At 50.7% G+C, this 17,345-nt stretch carries 17 protein-coding genes; 6 read left to right on the top strand and 11 right to left on the bottom strand.

Going from position 1 to position 17,345, the window contains the following annotated elements:
* Positions 1–20: 20 nt before the first annotated feature.
* The 4 genes from aroD (at position 21) to DXC57_RS13000 (ending at position 4,209) form a co-directional block, all read left to right on the top strand.
* Entirely contained in the window at positions 21–785 is a 765-nt protein-coding gene (gene aroD, locus DXC57_RS13020; RefSeq protein WP_333489849.1) for a type I 3-dehydroquinate dehydratase, read from the top strand.
* A 335-nt stretch (positions 786–1,120) separates the two neighbouring features.
* On the top strand, positions 1,121–1,741 hold the full coding sequence (locus DXC57_RS13010; RefSeq protein WP_118653024.1) for a TRAP transporter small permease: 621 nt from the start codon (positions 1,121–1,123) through the stop codon (positions 1,739–1,741).
* Entirely contained in the window at positions 1,741–3,030 is a 1,290-nt protein-coding gene (locus DXC57_RS13005; protein ID WP_118472534.1) for a TRAP transporter large permease, read from the top strand. The genes DXC57_RS13010 and DXC57_RS13005 overlap by 1 nt, the downstream gene beginning before the upstream one ends.
* A gap of 132 nt (positions 3,031–3,162) precedes the next feature.
* The gene (locus tag DXC57_RS13000) at positions 3,163–4,209 is read left to right on the top strand and encodes a TRAP transporter substrate-binding protein (RefSeq protein ID WP_118653022.1); all 1,047 of its coding nucleotides are present in this window, start codon (positions 3,163–3,165) and stop codon (positions 4,207–4,209) included.
* Positions 4,210–4,374: 165 nt separating this feature from the next.
* Here the strand turns inward: DXC57_RS13000 and DXC57_RS12995 are convergent, their stop codons facing one another.
* The 11 genes from DXC57_RS12995 to DXC57_RS12945 form a co-directional block, all read right to left on the bottom strand.
* Positions 4,375–4,965, bottom strand: a complete 591-nt coding sequence (locus DXC57_RS12995) for a 50S ribosomal protein L25 (RefSeq protein ID WP_118469307.1) — start codon at positions 4,963–4,965, stop codon at positions 4,375–4,377.
* A 235-nt stretch (positions 4,966–5,200) separates the two neighbouring features.
* Positions 5,201–6,016: a histidinol-phosphatase gene (locus DXC57_RS12990; RefSeq protein ID WP_118653020.1), complete on the bottom strand. Its 816-nt coding sequence runs from the start codon at positions 6,014–6,016 to the stop codon at positions 5,201–5,203.
* A 95-nt stretch (positions 6,017–6,111) separates the two neighbouring features.
* Positions 6,112–6,855 carry a YkgJ family cysteine cluster protein gene (locus tag DXC57_RS12985; RefSeq protein WP_118653018.1) on the bottom strand — a complete coding sequence of 248 codons (744 nt, stop codon included), beginning with the start codon at positions 6,853–6,855 and terminating at the stop codon, positions 6,112–6,114.
* A 2-nt stretch (positions 6,856–6,857) separates the two neighbouring features.
* A complete protein-coding gene (locus DXC57_RS12980; protein ID WP_118653016.1) occupies positions 6,858–7,910 on the bottom strand; it encodes a low specificity L-threonine aldolase in 1,053 nt (350 codons plus the stop codon).
* Positions 7,911–7,985: 75 nt separating this feature from the next.
* The gene (locus DXC57_RS12975) at positions 7,986–8,831 is read right to left on the bottom strand and encodes a CPBP family intramembrane glutamic endopeptidase (protein ID WP_182457309.1); all 846 of its coding nucleotides are present in this window, start codon (positions 8,829–8,831) and stop codon (positions 7,986–7,988) included.
* A 61-nt stretch (positions 8,832–8,892) separates the two neighbouring features.
* The gene (gene nth, locus DXC57_RS12970) at positions 8,893–9,531 is read right to left on the bottom strand and encodes an endonuclease III (protein ID WP_117796723.1); all 639 of its coding nucleotides are present in this window, start codon (positions 9,529–9,531) and stop codon (positions 8,893–8,895) included.
* A gap of 159 nt (positions 9,532–9,690) precedes the next feature.
* Complete coding sequence (locus DXC57_RS12965; RefSeq protein WP_022358838.1) at positions 9,691–10,557, bottom strand: NYN domain-containing protein; 867 nt, start codon at positions 10,555–10,557, stop codon at positions 9,691–9,693.
* 396 nt (positions 10,558–10,953) lie between these two features.
* Complete coding sequence (gene rlmD, locus DXC57_RS12960; RefSeq protein WP_347502097.1) at positions 10,954–12,378, bottom strand: 23S rRNA (uracil(1939)-C(5))-methyltransferase RlmD; 1,425 nt, start codon at positions 12,376–12,378, stop codon at positions 10,954–10,956.
* Positions 12,379–12,402: 24 nt separating this feature from the next.
* Positions 12,403–12,993, bottom strand: coding sequence for a TIGR01440 family protein (locus DXC57_RS12955; RefSeq protein WP_118653012.1), 591 nt, complete (start codon positions 12,991–12,993; stop codon positions 12,403–12,405).
* Between the two features lie 91 nt (positions 12,994–13,084).
* Positions 13,085–14,188 carry a chorismate synthase gene (aroC, locus tag DXC57_RS12950; protein WP_118653010.1) on the bottom strand — a complete coding sequence of 368 codons (1,104 nt, stop codon included), beginning with the start codon at positions 14,186–14,188 and terminating at the stop codon, positions 13,085–13,087.
* A gap of 25 nt (positions 14,189–14,213) precedes the next feature.
* A complete protein-coding gene (locus DXC57_RS12945) occupies positions 14,214–15,290 on the bottom strand; it encodes a lactonase family protein (RefSeq protein WP_107001837.1) in 1,077 nt (358 codons plus the stop codon).
* A 397-nt stretch (positions 15,291–15,687) separates the two neighbouring features.
* Between DXC57_RS12945 and DXC57_RS12940 the strand changes: the two genes are divergently transcribed.
* Together DXC57_RS12940 and potA are read left to right on the top strand one after the other, a co-directional pair.
* The gene (locus DXC57_RS12940) at positions 15,688–16,221 is read left to right on the top strand and encodes a helix-turn-helix domain-containing protein (protein WP_022358843.1); all 534 of its coding nucleotides are present in this window, start codon (positions 15,688–15,690) and stop codon (positions 16,219–16,221) included.
* Between the two features lie 36 nt (positions 16,222–16,257).
* A complete protein-coding gene (gene potA / locus DXC57_RS12935; protein WP_107001835.1) occupies positions 16,258–17,334 on the top strand; it encodes a spermidine/putrescine ABC transporter ATP-binding protein in 1,077 nt (358 codons plus the stop codon).
* Positions 17,335–17,345: the final 11 nt, after the last annotated feature.

Below are 17,345 nucleotides of genomic sequence, written 5' to 3'. Positions count from 1 at the left end.
TAAAATGAAAGGATTCTCTGATTATGAATACTATCAAAGTTAGAAATATCGAAATCGGCTCCGGCACACCGAAGATCATCGTTCCGATCGTAGGCGTTACCAAACAGGAAATCATCGACGAGGCCAAAACGTTTGATTCTATTCCGGTTGATGTGGTAGAATGGCGTGTAGACTGGTTCGAAGATGTCTTTGATTTTGAGAAGGTAGAAGACGTCTTAAAGGAACTGCGTGCCGTTCTCGGCGAGACTCCGATTCTGATGACCTTCCGTACCTCCAAAGAGGGCGGCGAGAAATCCATCGAGCCGGAAGATTACGCAAAGCTGAACATCAAGGCAGCTCAGACCGGCTATGTCGATTTCATTGACGTAGAGATCTTTACCGGCGACGCAATTGTAACCAAGATCATCGACGGCGCACATGCGGCTGGCGTGAAAGTCATCGCTTCCAACCATGACTTCCACAAGACGCCGGAGAAATCCGACATCATCTACCGCCTGCGTAAGATGCAGGATATGAATGCAGATATCCCGAAGATCGCAGTTATGCCGCAGAACAAGAAAGATGTTTTAACACTTCTCTCTGCCACTGAGGAAATGACTTCCCTCTATGCGGACCGTCCAATCATTACCATGTCGATGGCTGGCACCGGCGTTATCAGCCGTCTCTGCGGCGAGGTATTTGGTTCTTCCATGACCTTCGGCGCTGCCAAGAAAGCATCCGCACCGGGTCAGATGGGCGTAAAGGATCTGGAGACTGTACTGGGACTGCTTCACAGTGCGATGTAATATCTGGCTTATCCAGTTATTCGGTTACTGTTCACGCTAACGTGCCCAGTAACTGAATTTGCCGTGGCTTCGCATTTAAATACGGCAAATTCCAGCTGCCACCACGCTATCTTACGGCACTTTCGGTTCCAAAAGTGCCTATATTATACTTTTAGCCACCTATTTTTTTACTCCCGGAAATCCCTGTACCTGCGGGTACGGAGGGATTTTCCGCGAGACACTCAAGACCTGCTACCTCCATCGCAGGTCTATTATTGTTATCAAGCGGCACATCCGTTTTCAAACGTGCCTGCATAAACAGCAACCTATTATCCGTATTTACAAGGGGATTATTCATGAAAAAAACACTTCACTGGCTGGATGAAAACCTGGAAGAATTTCTGCTGGTTGTCATGCTGGCTGCGATGACACTCATTATGGGAATCCAGATATTTTCCCGCTACGCGCTTGGGCAGTCGCTGTCCTGGTCCGAGGAGGTTACCCGTTTTCTCTTTATCTGGAGCGGTTTTTTAAGCGTCAGCTATTGCAGCAAAAAGTGCCTGTCTATCAAGATCGAACAGTTCGTCGCTGCCTTTCCACGCAGAGGTAAGGCTCTTTTTAAGGTTGTCAACCACACCTTTGAGCTGATTTTTTTCCTCTATATGATCCCATTTGCATACTCTTACATGATGTCCACCATTCACAGCGGACAGTTATCCCCCGCCTGCGGGATTCCGATGTACTATATTCAGGCAGCGCCGTTTGTTTCCTTTCTTCTGGTAACATTCCGCATTCTGCAGCGCTGGATCATCGAATTTAAGGTTGCCCGCGGCGAAGATGTCTACGATCCGGCCCACCCGGAGCGCAATACACCGGAATCCTTTATCCATGCAAATGCAGATATGCCGGAAAAGGAATCCAATGAAATCGAATCTCTCATCGAGGCAAATACACCATCTGGAAAGGAGGAACACTGATGCCTGCTGCTCTCTTATTTGTTATCTTTGTCGTGCTGCTTGTCATCGCGATCCCGGTATCGATCACGCTCGGTATCGCCTCGGTTCTCCCTTCCGTTTTTGACCCGTCCTTCACGGTCGGCGCTAAGTATCTGATCCGCGCCATGTTCGGCGGACTGGATTCTTTTCCCCTGCTCGCCGTGCCGATGTTCGTCTTATCCGGCATCATCATGGCAAAGGGCGGTATTTCCAAGAAACTGTTTGACGTATTCGCCTTCTTTCTTGGCAATTTTACCGCCGGTATGCCATGCGCGGTCATCGTGACCTGCCTCTTCTACGGCGCTATCTCCGGCTCTGCCCCGGCAACCGTCGCAGCCGTCGGAAGCATGACGATCCCGATTTTAAGCGCCCTCGGCTATGACCGGACTTTCTCTACCGCGATCGTGGCAGTCGCAGGCGGTCTGGGCGTTATCATTCCGCCGAGTATCCCGTTTATCATGTACGGCATGGCGTCCGGTGCCTCTGTCAGCAGCCTGTTCTTAGCCGGCGTCATTCCGGGTCTGATGATTGGTCTGCTCCTGATGCTGTATGCCATCTATCACTGCCGACGTTACGGTGAAGATAGAGAAAAAATCCACGCTGAAATCCATCTGCTGCACGAAAAAGGACTGTTCCGGGTGCTGCGCGAAAGCTTTTTCGCTCTCTTAAGCCCGGTCATCATCCTTGGCTGTATCTACAGCGGCATCGCCTCCCCCACGGAAGCAGCGGTTATCTCCGTTTTCTATGCCCTGTTTGTCAGCCTGTTCCTCTACCGGACCATGAAATTCCGGGATATCCCGCCAATTTTTGTGGAAGCGATCCGCACATTCACACCGATCCTCTTTATTCTGGCAGCTTCCACGGCATTTTCCAGAGTCCTGACCCTGATGCAGGTGCCGCAGGCGGTCAGCAGCTTTATCCTGGAACATTTCAACAGCCCGGTCATGATCCTGCTTGTCATCAACCTGTTCCTGCTTATCGTGGGAATGGTCATGGATACAACCCCGGCGATCCTGATTCTGACCCCGATCCTGCTCCCGATCGTGACAGCGATCAACATGGATCCGGTCCAGTTCGGTGTGATCATGGTTGTCAATCTGGCAATCGGCTTCGTAACCCCGCCGATCGGCGTCAACCTCTTTGTCGCCAGCTCCCTGACCGACGTCCCGATCATGGCGATCGCCAAAAAAGCGATGCCAATGATTGGATTGTTCCTGGTGGCGCTGCTGCTGATTACGTTTATACCGGCTTTGTCGCTGGGATTGTTATAATGCTGAATGGACGCTTGGAAATGTTGAAGTTCTGAAAGATTTCATATAACGACCTGCTTCACGCTTTCAGGCTGTGAATGGAATATTTCACATATGAAATGGATGTTTTTAAATTTGAAAGGATCTCCCATTATGATTTATATTTCAAACCTAGTGTCCCGCCGATGCCGGACTTCTTCCCGATTCGCTGCGGCGCTCATTTCTTCCTCGGTTCTTTTATTCGGTGCCTCGCTCGCGCTGAGCGGCTGCGCCTCCAGCAAGGAAGAACAGCGCTATTCCTGGCCACTGGCGACCGCCAGCCCGGAGGACACGGTAACGCAGCTGTTTGCCGAAAAATTTGCGGAGGAAGTACATGACTTAAGCAACGGCGCAATGCGGATTCAGGTTTACGCCAACTCCACACTCGGCGGTGACCGCGACCTGCTCGAAACGTGCGCGGACGGCGATATCCCGTTTGTCGTGCAGAACACCGCCCCTCAGGTTTCTTTCATGAAGGATCTCGCCGTTTTTGACCTTCCATGCGTCTTTGATTCGCTGGATGACTGCCGCAAAAAGCTGGATGATCCGGATTTTTACAATCTCATCAGCCAGGTGTACACCGACGGCGGTTACCACCTGCTCGGCATGGCAGATCAAGGATTCCGCATCATGAGCACAAATAAACCAGTTTACTCCCTGGCGGATTTCAAAGGGCAGAAAATCCGTACCATGGAAAACAGCTATCATCTCGCATTCTGGAAAGCAATCGGCGCCAATCCGACGCCGATGACCTTCAGCGAGGTGTATATCGGTCTCCAGCAGCACACGATCGACGCGCAGGAGAACCCGTATGAGGTCATCGTCTCCAACCGTCTCTACGAACAGCAGGATTATGTGGTCGAGACGAACCACCTGCCGCATCTGATCTCCCTGATTGTCAATGACGATTTCTTCCAGAACCTAAATCCGGAAGAACAGGAAATCATGACGCAGGCAGCCAAAACCGCGACCGAGTATGCCAGAGAACAGTCCGACGCGCGCATCTCCAACCGTATCGCTACGATCGAAGCGAGCGGCACCGCGATTTTAACTCTCTCGGATGAAACGCGCGATGCCATCCGGGAGGCGGCTGGAAGCGTATATGAGAATATCCGCGAGAATATTGATCCGGAAATTTATGACGCATATATGGAGCCATAACCTCATCTTCTTTTACCGTCTGCAAAAAAAGTTCATACAAAATTCAAAAGCGGATATACCGACCATCTGGTCAGTACATCCGCCTTTTCTCATGTTTCAATCATTCCGCGAAACTTTTTATCTGCCTTGCGGACAGCATCCCGTTTCACTTCATCCTGGCACCAATTATTTAGCTTCTTCTGCGTCAGCCTCTTCATCGGTCTCCGGTACATTGTTGTGAACCGCTGTGACGGTAGCAACTACTGCCTCCAGATCGGTCAGAATATCAACGTCTTTATCTTTTGCGATCGAAAGGTCTTTGACACGAATTGTATCACCAATCTCCATCTCACCAACATCAACTTTGACTTTCTCAACCAGTGCAGCCGGTAATGCGCGGTACGATACTTCTTTCAGTACCTCCTGCAGAACGCCAGTTTCTACCTTGTCGTGGTTCTCGAAGATAATCTCAGCAACGGAATGAACCTTCTCATTGCTTACCAGCGCCTGAAAATCTATTTCTACAACCTGATTTGCCATTGCATCATAGTCAACTTCCTTGATCAGGACATCGTAGACTTCGCCTTCTACATCCAGCATAATCTGTCCGCCCTTGGTCTCGTTCTTCAGCAGACGATCCACGTCTTTCTTTTCCATCTTAACAGGAATGGAGCCCTGAATCTTCTTGCCAAATACGTTGCCTGTTACATAGCCTTCTCTTCTGAGTCTCTTTGCCTTAACATCCATGCTTCTTTTTTCAGCTTTTAAAGTAGTCATTTGTCTTTTCCTCCAAAAATCTGATCTGCGCCTTCCGCACACTCTGTGTGGAAAACACATTGTGCTTAGCAGCCCTCAGCCATGGGGTTTTGTTAAGTATCTATCTCCTTGTTACGGCTCATATTATAGCAGGGTTCTCTGAAAACGATTCACTAAAAATAAAAATATTTCGGCTTTATTTTCAGCATTTTTAAGGTTGAAATTTAGAATTTGTATATTTTTCTTTCTGTCTTTTTTATACAAGAAGTATCTCCCTAAATCCGCCACCCGGTTTCAGGGCACACACACTTTTAAATCCACACGCCACCGCCAGCTCCTGCGCCTGCTTAAACCCATATCCGATCGTGTCGGCACTGTGGCTGTCGGAGTTGATGAGGATACGTCCGCCGCAGGCACACAGCTCTTTTAACAGGGCTGCGGACGGATACGGCGCACTCCGGTAGCCGCGGGACATGGCGCCTGTGTTGATCTCAAACGGAATCCCCAGAGCCGCCAGTTTGTGCATCGCCGTGATCGCCGGTTCCAGATAGACGTCTTTCGTCTCGTCAAAATGTTTATATCCCTCATTAAATTTTGTCAACAGGTCAAAATGTCCGATGAAATCGCATTTTGTCCGGTCATAAATCTGCGCCTCTGCCTCGAAATACTCCCGTGCAAAGGCGTACCAGTCACCATGCCACAGCGTCTCGACTGCTTTTACCAGTTTCTCTTCCGTATCATCCACACAAACATACCCGCCATCCTTGATGAGCGCATGGGTCGAGCCGATCGCGTACTCTGCTTTCTGCACCGGTCCCAGTCCATCCAGCTCGATCCCGATATAGAGATTCATCTTTCCCCGGTATTCCTCCCGGAGTTCTTGAAGTTCTTCGGTATACTGGCGAAGCTTCTCGTCGTCCATCCCGAATCCCGGCTCAAACATCGAAAAATCAGCATGTCCTGAAACACCAAAATCGGTCATTCCCATCCGGTATGCCGCCTCCACCATCTCCCGCGGCGTACTCTTTCCGTCGCAGAACGTGGTGTGGGTGTGAAAATCCGTATGAAGCATCGGTAATCTCCTTTCTTATTTCACTCTGTCAAAACGGTTCAGCCTCTTCACAGCTGCGGGCAAACATCCTTGCGGATTTATCTTCAACAAAGGATTTATCGCAAACTCCGCTCCGCCATCTGCATCCGCTTTTCAAACTGCTCGTAAAAGTCCTTCTCTCCATCATACGGAAGCAGATAGAACAGTTTCATAATCAACAGATTGCGCCGTTTTTCGCGCTCGGCTGCCGCAGTGGCACGGTTTTTCTTCTGTATCTCCTGTTCCTCCGGCGTTCCGATGCATGGTTCTGCCAAAAGGTTCTGCGCCGCCTCCGTTTCCGCCATTCTTATATCTTTTAAGAAATAATGCCACCGGCTGATATACGCCTCATACCGCTTTAAATCCGGCGTATCGATCCATTTTTTCACTTTGACTTTCGTCCGGTTTTCCTTTTTGCACTCATGAATCTGGAGAAAATACTGGAAACTTCCATTTTCATAAAAGCGCCCCAGTGGAAACAGGCGGCAGATACCCGGCCGGTATGCATGGATCCGGCAGCGCCCTGCTTCATCGAGAAACCCACAGGCTTCATCCGCCCCGCTCCGGAGCGCCAGATTCGGCAGAATCTGTCCGTCCACGACGTTCCACTCCACCTTTTTCTCCTCCAGCAGATGTTCCAGCGTGTCCCCGCGCAAGGTGGTCAGACGGTACACATCATATGGATCCAGCACGATCGAATTACCCATTCCGTGGCAGCACGCCGAACATCCCCGGCAATCATCGCATCCGGCTTTTACCATATCGTCCCGGCTGTACAGCTTTCCATCTGAAATCTCCGCCATCGTTACATTACGTTCCATCTCTACTTCTCTCTTTCTGCCTCAATCCGATCTAAAATCTCCCACAAATGTTCCAGATCCGCCTCTCTGGTCGCCCAGCTCGTCGCAAAACGGACAACGGTGTGATCCTCGTCATACCGCTCCCAGAAGCTCACGGAAACCTCTTTTTCAATCTGCTCCATCCGATCATTTTCCAAGATCACAAACTGCTGGTTGGTCGGGGACTCACGGAAAAACGTATAACCGCGCTGTTTTAACCCTTTCTTTAAAGCTGCCGCCATCTCTACCGCATGGCGTCCCAGGCGCTCGTACAGCCCGTCTGTAAACAGCACATCAAACTGGATTCCCAGCAGGCGTCCCTTTGCCAGCAGCGCGCCCTGCTGCTTGATCCGGGTAATAAAATGCGCCGGAACATTCTTCTCACCAAATACAACTGCCTCTCCGCAGAATGCGCCAACCTTCGTGCCGCCGATATAAAATACATCACACAGATGCGCGATCTCCGAAAGACTCAGGTCATTTTCCTCTCCCGCCAGACCATATCCAAGACGCGCCCCGTCCAGATAGAGCGGGATTTCATATGAACGGCAGATCTCCGAGATCGCCTGCAGCTCCTTCCGGCTGTATAAGGTTCCGTATTCCGTCGGATGGGAAAGATACACCATTCCCGGAAATACCATATGATCATGGTTTGCGTCCGCCTCGAAATTTTGCAGATATTCCTGCAGATCCGCCGGATCAATCTTCCCATCTTTTTCCGGAAGCTGCAACACCTTATGCCCGGTGTACTCGATCGCCCCGGCTTCATGAATACTCACGTGCCCTGTCTGCGCTGCCACTACGCCCTCATACGGTGCAAGAATGCTGCTGATCACGACCGCATTCGTCTGGGTACCGCCCACCAGAAAATAAACCTCCGCCTCCGGGCATCCGGTCGCCTCCTGTATTTTTCTGGCGGCACTCTGGCAGTACCGGTCCATGCCATATCCCGGCAGACTCTCCCGGTTCGTCTCCGCCAGCTTCTGAAGTATCTCCTCGCAGGCGCCCTCTGTATAATCGCTTGCAAATGAAAGCATCGTAGTATCTCCTCCTGTTCTTTCTTCGAGCAAACACAATCCTGCGTTCCCGAAATTGTTTGTATTCTTATGTCCTCACCAGTGCCAGAGAAGCACCCGCATCAGCATCGCCGTCAAATTTGCTGCACCGTGAAATAACACAGGTTCCCACAGACGGTTCTTTTTTTCATACAGCCACGCCAGTATAAGTCCCATGAGCGCCGCATAAATCCCCTGCGCCCAGTTTCCATGCACCAACCCGAAAAATGCCGCCGATCCAAGTGCCGCCCAGAAAAATGGGAGCGCCATACGCAGGCGCTCAAATAAAATGCCGCGAAACAGCAGTTCTTCGGAAAGTGGGGCGGCAATGCCCATGAGAAAGAACTGCTGCCACAGGGCGCCGGAAAATAAAGCGGCGGTGCCCTCCGACGCACCTTTTCCCAGAGCTGCCGCAAGCATATCCCCCTGAGGCATTTTCAAACACAGAGACACCGCTTCAGCTGCCTGCCCAGTCATCCGAACCTTTTGCACTGCAATATGCAGCACTCCCAGGAAAATCTCCTTTTTTTCTAATGCCCAGAAAATCATGTTAAACACAGCGCTGAACGCAGCTGCCCCCAGCAGGATTTTCCACACATCCGGCACTTTTTCCCAGAAATATCCACTTTTCTCTTCCTTTGTCGTCTCTATCTGTGGAGAGACCTGCTCTTTCATCCCGTCTGCCTCTGCTATGCGCCTGTTTTCTTTCTTTTTCTGGATCCTCCGCCAGTAAAATGGATAAATCACGGCAAATGTAAGCAACGACGACACGGTTCTTCCCGCATTTCCCTCCAGATGTCCCAGCACCTCCACACATCCGCCGATTAAATCGCTGATGACGCACGGAAAAAACATCTGCCAAACGATGCGCCAATCCGCTGTCTCCTGCCGTTCTTCGTCCATTTTTCTGCCTCCTGTCATCCTTTTCCTATCTGCATCTGTTTCCATGACTTTTTCAGACTTTCTACTCCACGCCTGCCTTCGCGCAGATATCCTGCAGACAGCACTTGTCACAGTACGGCTTCGTCCGCGCCGTACAGACTTCACGCCCGTGATACACCAGGCGGTGGCAGAAATCGCTGCCCTCCTCCGGTGGAATCAGCTTCCAGAGTGCCATTTCCACGCGCTTCGGGTCCTTGATTCCTTCCACCAGCCCTATCCGGTTTACCAGGCGGATGCAGTGCGTATCCGTGACAATCGCCGGTTTTCCAAACACATCCCCCATAATGAGGTTGGCGCTCTTTCTGCCGACTCCCGGAAGCTTTAACAGAGCGTTAAAATCATCCGGCACATGCCCGCCGTACTCGTCGCGCAGCACCTTCATACAAGCGCTGATGTCCCGCGCCTTGCTGTGTCCCAGACCGCACGGCTTCACAATCGCCTCGATGTCTTCCACCGGGGCATCCGCCAATGCCGCCACATTTGGATATTTCTCAAACAATCCCTTGACTACCACATTGACACGCGCATCGGTACACTGCGCCGCCAGACGGACACTGACCAGCAGCTTCCACGCCTGATTGTAGTCCAGCGTACAACCCGCATCCGGATATTCTTTTTTCAGGCGGTCAATTACCTCTAATGCAAGCTCTTCCTTTGTCATGTTCCTGTCTCTCCTATCTGCTATCCTTCACTTTTCAATTTACAGTCTGTCTTTGTAACACCTGACACAACACTACAACCACTGCTGCATTCTTCCAGCCTCATACGAATCACAGCCGCTTCTGCAACTTTTTATTCTCATACGAACCGCATATGCTTACTATTCTTCCGCGTCCGCATCCTTCTTTCGTTTTCCGCCGCGCCGTACCTTGGAAAGTACCGGCTTTTCTTCTTTCTGTTTGACACGCACATAGATGATCGACAGAATCTTATTGTGCGGATTGCGCGCTGACCGAACCTCAACGGAATCAAACAGCTCGATAAACTGCTTTAACTTCGTGCATTTATAATTTCGCGGGTCAAATCCCGGCACACGCTTTGGAAGATTGTCTCCCAGCTCCGATAAATCCACCCATCCGTCATCGTCCGCATGTGTATTGATGATCGAGATAATCTCTTTCTCCATCTCCTCCATGTTCGGAATATTGCTGACTGCATTCGGATCGCTTTCTTTCTCTGCCTCTTTTCTGGAACCATCCGCCTCACTCTCCTTGCGCGTCTGCGGCAGGGACGGATTCTGCGACGGATTTTCATCGTTTAATAAAATATCCAGGAATTTAAATGTCTCACACGCCGAGACAAATGCATTCGGCGTCTTGCGCTCTCCCATGCCGATCACCGTCATGCCTGACTCACGCAGGCGCAGCACCAGCTTCGTAAAATCACTGTCCGAGGTGACGATACAGAAGCCATCCACATTGCCCGAATATAAAATATCCATCGCATCGATGATCAGCGCCGAATCGGAGGCATTTTTCCCCTGCGTATAATTGTACTGGAAAACCGGCGTGATCGCATAGTCGCGCAGGTTCTTCATCCACGCCCGCACGCTCGGCGTCTGAAAATCGCCGTAAAGGCGCTTGTATGTCGCACTTCCATAATTGCTGACCTCATCTAAAATCAGCTTGATATACTTGCCGGACACATTTTCCGCATCGATCAGTACGGCTATTTTTTTGTCATCCATCTCCTGTTTCCTTTCTCAAATACCGCTCAAAATATTCTCTGCCGCTTTCATCAGGGCGCACTTTCCTTTGAAATAAAAAGGCACCGGAACTTTCGCACGATCGCATGATCGTGACTCTGAAAGCCTCCGGTGCCGGAATTTCTCATTTTCACACCGCCGAAACGGTCGTGATCGACAGCCGATACAGCTTATCTATAAGTGTATCACGTTCATGAGAAATCAGCAAATATTCTTTTTATTGTTCAGGCAAATGGATTCTCCGTCTTATAAAGCATTCCCTTCGGCTGGTTAAAGCCAATCTCCGGGATGGCAAAAATACCGATGAAACCAAAGGAATGCGTCGCGACCGGAAGCACCTCGCCCTGTGCGATATACGCACGCAGGATACCCTGAATTTTACACTTCTCTTGTCGCTATCTTTTTAGTTAATAAAGCTACCGTCTCCACATGCCCGCTCATCCCGAACATATCACAGCATCTCACGCGCTCCACCGCGTATCCTCTTTCATCCAGATACTTCACATCGCGCGCCAATGTGGCGGAATCGCAGCTGACATAGACTACCCGCTTTGGCTGCATCCGGACGATCGTGTCGAGGCAGACGCTGTCACAGCCTTTGCGCGGCGGATCGACGACGATGACATCGGCATAGACCTGATTTTTTTCATACTCCCTTGGAAGTACCTCTTCAGCTTTTCCGACGAAAAACTCGACATTTTCCATGCCATTTAATGCCGCGTTCCGGCGGGCATCCTCGATCGCCGGAGGGACGATCTCTACGCCGTACACTTTCTTCGCTTTTTGCGCCAGAAACAGGGAAATGGTTCCGATTCCGCAGTACAGATCCCAGACGGTTTCGCCCCCGGTCAGACCTGCATATTCCAGCGCCGTTCCATAGAGCTTTTCCGTCTGCACCGGATTGACCTGATAGAAGGAAAGCGGTGAAATCTGGTACGATACATTTCCGATTTTATCTGTGATATAGCCCGGTCCGTATAAGTTTACAAGCTCCGAACCAAGAATCACGTTTGTTTTTTCCTGATTGATGTTGTAGGAAATACTGGTCATGCCAGGGACTTCTTTTAAGCGTTCCACAAAAATATCCGCGTGCGGCAGCTTCTTTCCATTGATGACGAGACAGACCATCAGCTCGCCGTTTGAAAATCCCTTCCGAATCAATGCATGGCGAATCAGACCCTTGTGCGTCTCCTCGTCATATGGCGCAATCTGGTATTCTTCCATGATTTTCTTGATAATATCCAGAATTACCGCATTTTCTTCGACACCCAGCAGGCAATCCTCCGCTTCCACAATATGGTGGGTGCGTCCCGCGTAAAATCCGGCAATGATTCTTCCATCCTTATCACGCCCAAACGGAAACTGTGCCTTGTTGCGGTAGCGCCACGGGTGCTCCATCCCCAGGATCGGCTCCATCACGATGGTTTTATCCACAATCACACTATCTGCCTGCTCCGGCAGCCGCAGATTCTCCATCCCGCCGATCCGGCGCAGGTTATTGTAGACCTTGCGCTCCTTAAAATGAAGCTGCGCCTCATAACTCATCATCTGAAGCTGGCAGCCGCCGCACTGTCTTGCGACCGGGCATTCCGGCATCACGCGGTCTTTGGATGCTTCCAGCACCTCCATCAGACGGGCAAAGCCGTAATTTTTCTTCATTTTCATCGCCCGCGCCCGGATCCGATCCCCGATCACGGCATCTTTTACAAACCAGATATAGCCGTCCTGCTTTCCGATCCCGGCTCCATCTTCGCTCATATCTTCGATTGTCAGTTCAAATTCATCATTTTTCCTGATTTCCACGTTTTTTTGTACTCCTCATTTTCTTTATTTCGCATCCAGATAATGCGCCCGCTCTCCGCCAATATATTTCAGCCTCGTTCTCGCACACGTCACATGGGCGCCGCCGATCGCACGGATCGAGGTCCGCACCGGAACTGCAACCGGGCGCAGGTGCATACCGATGAAAGTGTCTCCGATATCGATGCCCGCGTGTGCCTGAATCCGCTCTACGGCTGTCGGATGTTCAAATCCCGCATAGGCTGCCGTTGCAAAAGAACCGCCTGCTTTTAGCTGCGGCACGACGTTTACCATCTCCAGACCATATTTTTCCGCCGCTTCTTCTTCCACAATCAGCGCCCGGTTCAGATGTTCACAGCACTGTGCCGCCAGATAAAGCCCCTGCGACTTGGTGACTGCATACAGCTCCTCAAACACCGCTTTTCCGATCTCGGCGCTGGAATAGGAACCGATCTTATGCGATGCAATCTCGCTGGACGAGCATCCGACCACCAAAATCTGTCCCGTCTTCATGTTTGCCGCACTGAGAAGTTCCTCTGCGGCAATCCGTACCTCCTGGCGCAGCTCCTCTAATTGTCCTGCCGTCTCTATTTCTTTTGAAATTCCTGTTGCACTCATCCTGCTGCCTCCTGATTTAATACCAGAAAAAGCCGCGGACCAAACAGGCTGAGCCCGCCGCAGCTTTTCCAAAATTTTTATTTGCATTCCCTTACTTCCGGTAAAACTCCTGAATCCGATCCAGCCTCGCCGTCATGCCGCCCAGCAGCATATCCGCCGCCGCAAATGCCGCCATCGTCTCAACCACGACAACCGCTCTCGGCACAATGATCGGATCATGGCGTCCCTTGATGCTGATGCCGATCTCCTCGCCGCTCTTATTGACGGTTCTCTGCTCTGCGGCAATCGACGGGGTCGGTTTAAATGCCGCACGGAACACAACTTCGCTTCCATCCGTCATACCGCCTAAAATGCCACCTGCATGGTTCGTCGCCTTGCCGACGCTTCCATCCGGCTCCATGACAAATGCGTCGTTATTCTCGCTCCCTGCCATCTGCGCCGCATGAAATCCCTCTCCGATCTCGAAGCCTTTAACGGCACCGATCGAGCAGATTGCCTTTGCCAGGTTCGCATTAAATTTATCAAAAACCGGTTCGCCAAGCCCTGCCGGAAGACCGGCAATCACACATTCCACGATACCGCCAGCAGAATCTTTCTCCGCCATCTTCCTTTCCAGATACTGTTCTGCCTCTGCGGCTGCGACTGCATCCGGCATATACAGCTTATTCTTTTCACATTCTGCCAGTTCAAACCGTTCCTGCGCCACTTCCACCGGTCCGATCGCTTTCGTGTATGCTTTTACCTGAATGTTCAAGGATTCCAGCAACTTTGCCGCGATGGCGCCTGCTGCCACGCGTCCGATCGTCTCGCGTCCCGAAGAACGTCCGCCGCCCCGGTAATCCCGGAAACCGTATTTTTCATCGAAGGTATAATCCGCATGTCCGGGACGGTAATAACTGGCGATCTCACTGTAATCCTTCGAATGCTGATCCTGGTTCCACACCAGCATCGAGATCGGCGTGCCCGTCGTCCGCCCTTCAAAAACGCCTGACAGGATCTCCACCGTATCGCTCTCGCTGCGCTTCGTCGTAAAACGGCTCTGCCCCGGTTTGCGGCGGTCCAGATAACGCTGAACGTCTTCCTCACAAAGCGCAAGCCCCGCCGGACAGCCATCTACGACCACGCCCACGCCTGCGCCGTGGGATTCGCCCCACGTTGTCATTGTCAGTATTTTTCCGTATGTTGATCCTGCCATTCTCGCTATTAACTCCTTCTGCCATTTAGTCTGCTTTCTTTCCTCTCGTAGGTACCTTTGTAATCACACAGCAGTTTGGCTCATTCACCGAAATACTGCGTCCGCTCATCACCAGCAGTTTCTCCTTATATTCCACCTGGAAGAAAGAAATGCTGTTACTGCCGTGGTTGATCGACGCCAGATGGTTTCCATCCGGAAAAATCGCGATATCCTTCGGGTAATCTCCACTGATCGGAAGACAGCAGAGCAGCTTCAAAAGCCCCGTCTGTGCATCACGCTCGTAGACACTGACTGAATTATCGCCCGCATTGCTGCAGAACAGATGTGTCTCGTCCTCGGACATCCGGATCGTGCACGCTGCAGTCAGCTGGCTGGTGCGCTCCGGTGCGGTCGATGGGATCGTCTGGATCTTCTCGATCTTCGGCACACGATCGCCCGTTTCATACGTGTATACATCAATCACATTTTTGATTTCATACATCAAATACAAGAATTTTCCATCCTTGCTGAACATGAAATGTCTCGGACCAGATTCCAAATCACAGCGGATCGCGTCCACCAATGAAAGGGTTCCCTTCTCGCCATCAAACCTGTAAATCTTGACCTGGTCAATTCCCAGATCGGCTACCAGCAGGAATCTGCCATCCGGCGTGCGCTCCGCACAGCTCACATGCGGGCGGAACGTACGCTCTGCCACGCTTCCAAGTCCCTTGTGGTAAACGCCGTCGGTCACTTCCCCGATAGAACCGTCCGGTTTCAGGCGGACCACCGTCTCCTTGCCGTCATGATAGCCGGATACGAAGATAAACTTGTCCTCCGCATCGGTCGCAATATGGCAGCCGCGCATCGCCTTGATATTTGCGCTGTTCACACGGCTGAGTGCGCCGTTTTCCAGAATCCGGAACGCCACAACGCCCTCGTCCGCGATGGAATAGAGCATCCGCCCGTCATGTGAAACAGTTAAATAGGAAGAGTTGTCCACTTCCACCTCGCACCGGTAGATAAATTTTCCCTTTTTTACATCCACATCATACACGGTAATTCCCTTTGCCTGACCGTTGTATGAGTAAGAACCCACATATGCCATATACTTATCCTGCATGAAATGTTCCTCCTTTGATCCCCCAGAACCGTTATAACGGTTTCTATCAAATTATCTGCCCCTATTTTATCATCATACCGCCATTTTTGCACCCTTTTTTCACACAATTTGAGAGTCCCCGGATTTTCCCGTTTTTTTCCTTGACACCTTCCCCACATTCTGTATAATAGATACTCGGAAGCAAGTTTATTATTTCTAAACAAAAAGATTAATTTTACATTCATTTTAGAATTTCTAAACTTTCATCTTACTTTTGCATGTTTCTAAAAAACGCCGGACGGATGGTTTTCCCACCCGGTTTTTATAAAAAAGAATGTGCCCTAGCGCATCCTCGCGGAGCGTTTTTTGTTTCGTAGGACGCAATTTCCTATGAAACCAGGAAAGGAGGTTCCCTCTGTTGAGTATAGGAGGAAAATTAAAGGAACTGCGAATTTTAAAGGGTCTGACGCAGGAAGAGCTGGCTGACCGCGCAGAGCTTTCGAAGGGATTTATCTCCCAGGTAGAGCGCGATCTGACCTCCCCGTCCATCGCTACTTTGATGGATATTCTCCAGTGTCTCGGCACAACCATAGGGGAGTTTTTCAACGAGGCTCCGGAAGAGCAGATTGTATTTGAAAAAAACGACTATTTTATCAAGGAAGATCCGGAACTGAAAAATGAGATTCAGTGGATCATCCCGAACGCCCAGAAGAACACGATGGAACCGATCCGCCTGACACTCGGTGCCGGCGGCTCCACCTATCCGGACAGCCCGCATGAGGGTGAGGAATTTGGCTACGTTCTTTCCGGCAGCATCCTGATTCATCTGGGGAACCGGACGTACAAAGCCAAAAAGGGCGAATCTTTTTACTATACGAGCGACAAGACGCATTACCTTGAAAGCCGCTCCGGCGCGACGATCCTCTGGGTCAGCTCGCCGCCAAGTTTCTAATACTACACATTATTTTACTATTTACGGAGGAAACGCATGAGCCAGCCATTAATCGATTTACAGCATATCTCGAAACGCTTTGACGACACCCTGGTCCTGGATGACTTGAGCCTTTCAGTAAAGGAAAATTCCTTTGTAACGCTCTTAGGTCCCAGCGGCTGCGGCAAGACGACCACGCTCCGCATCATCGGCGGATTTGAATCCCCAAATACAGGAAAAGTAATTTTCGGCGGCGAAGACATCACCAAACTTCCGCCAAACAAGCGCCAGCTAAACACCGTATTCCAGAAATACGCACTGTTTCCGCATATGAGCATCGCAGATAATATCGCATTTGGGCTAAAAATTAAGAATAAATCAAAAGCATATATTGATGACAAAATTAAGTACGCTTTAAAGCTTGTAAACCTAAACGGCTTTGAGCATCGCAGCATTGACTCTTTGAGCGGCGGTCAGCAGCAGCGTATCGCCATTGCGCGTGCGATTGTCAACGAGCCAAAGGTCCTGCTTCTCGATGAGCCGCTCGGTGCCCTAGATTTAAAACTGCGACAGGACATGCAGTATGAGCTGATCCGTCTGAAAAATGAGTTAGGCATCACTTTTATCTATGTTACCCACGATCAGGAAGAGGCATTGACGATGTCCGATACCATCGTTGTCATGAACCAGGGTTATATCCAGCAGATGGGTTCCCCGGAACAGATCTACAACGAGCCGGAAAACGCATTCGTTGCCGACTTCATCGGCGAGAGCAACATCGTGGACGGTCTGATGATCCACGACGAGCTGGTTGAAATCTTCGGTGCGAAATTTGCCTGCGTCGATAAGGGATTCGGAACAAACCAACCGGTAGACGTTGTCATCCGCCCGGAGGACATCGACCTCGTAAAACCGGAGGAAGGCACGCTGCAGGGCATTGTCACCCACCTGATTTTTAAGGGCGTCCACTATGAGATGGAAGTCACCACACCGGACGGCTATGAATGGCTGGTTCACAGCACGGATATGTTCCCGGTCGGCGAGAAGGTCGGCATCCATGTAGACCCGTTTGACATCCAGATCATGAACAAGCCGGCGTCAGAGGACGAGGAAGCTGTGGGCGTCAATGAATAGAAAGGAGTCGG

The sequence above is a fragment of the Clostridium sp. TF06-15AC genome (genome assembly GCF_003481165.1).
In the GTDB taxonomy this organism is placed as follows: domain Bacteria; phylum Bacillota; class Clostridia; order Lachnospirales; family Lachnospiraceae; genus Otoolea; species Otoolea fessa.
Note: the sequence above shows the minus strand (reverse complement) of the source record. Positions and strands in the feature narration are given on the sequence as shown.

Bases quoted from the DNA above. Each gene is read 5' to 3' on its own strand.
- DXC57_RS12955 (WP_118653012.1), bottom strand. From the start codon at position 12,993: ATGAGTGCAACAGGAATTTCAAAAGAAATAGAGACGGCAGGACAATTA.
- aroC (WP_118653010.1), bottom strand. From the start codon at position 14,188: ATGGCAGGATCAACATACGGAAAAATACTGACAATGACAACGTGGGGC.
- DXC57_RS13005 (WP_118472534.1), top strand. From the start codon at position 1,741: ATGCCTGCTGCTCTCTTATTTGTTATCTTTGTCGTGCTGCTTGTCATC.
- potA (WP_107001835.1), top strand. From the start codon at position 16,258: ATGAGCCAGCCATTAATCGATTTACAGCATATCTCGAAACGCTTTGAC.
- DXC57_RS12995 (WP_118469307.1), bottom strand. From the start codon at position 4,965: ATGACTACTTTAAAAGCTGAAAAAAGAAGCATGGATGTTAAGGCAAAG.
- nth (WP_117796723.1), bottom strand. From the start codon at position 9,531: ATGACAAAGGAAGAGCTTGCATTAGAGGTAATTGACCGCCTGAAAAAA.
- DXC57_RS13010 (WP_118653024.1), top strand. From the start codon at position 1,121: ATGAAAAAAACACTTCACTGGCTGGATGAAAACCTGGAAGAATTTCTG.
- DXC57_RS12945 (WP_107001837.1), bottom strand. From the start codon at position 15,290: ATGCAGGATAAGTATATGGCATATGTGGGTTCTTACTCATACAACGGT.
- DXC57_RS12980 (WP_118653016.1), bottom strand. From the start codon at position 7,910: ATGCTTTCATTTGCAAGCGATTATACAGAGGGCGCCTGCGAGGAGATA.
- DXC57_RS12975 (WP_182457309.1), bottom strand. From the start codon at position 8,831: ATGGACGAAGAACGGCAGGAGACAGCGGATTGGCGCATCGTTTGGCAG.
- DXC57_RS12965 (WP_022358838.1), bottom strand. From the start codon at position 10,557: ATGGATGACAAAAAAATAGCCGTACTGATCGATGCGGAAAATGTGTCC.
- DXC57_RS12985 (WP_118653018.1), bottom strand. From the start codon at position 6,855: ATGGAACGTAATGTAACGATGGCGGAGATTTCAGATGGAAAGCTGTAC.
- DXC57_RS13000 (WP_118653022.1), top strand. From the start codon at position 3,163: ATGATTTATATTTCAAACCTAGTGTCCCGCCGATGCCGGACTTCTTCC.
- DXC57_RS12990 (WP_118653020.1), bottom strand. From the start codon at position 6,016: ATGCTTCATACGGATTTTCACACCCACACCACGTTCTGCGACGGAAAG.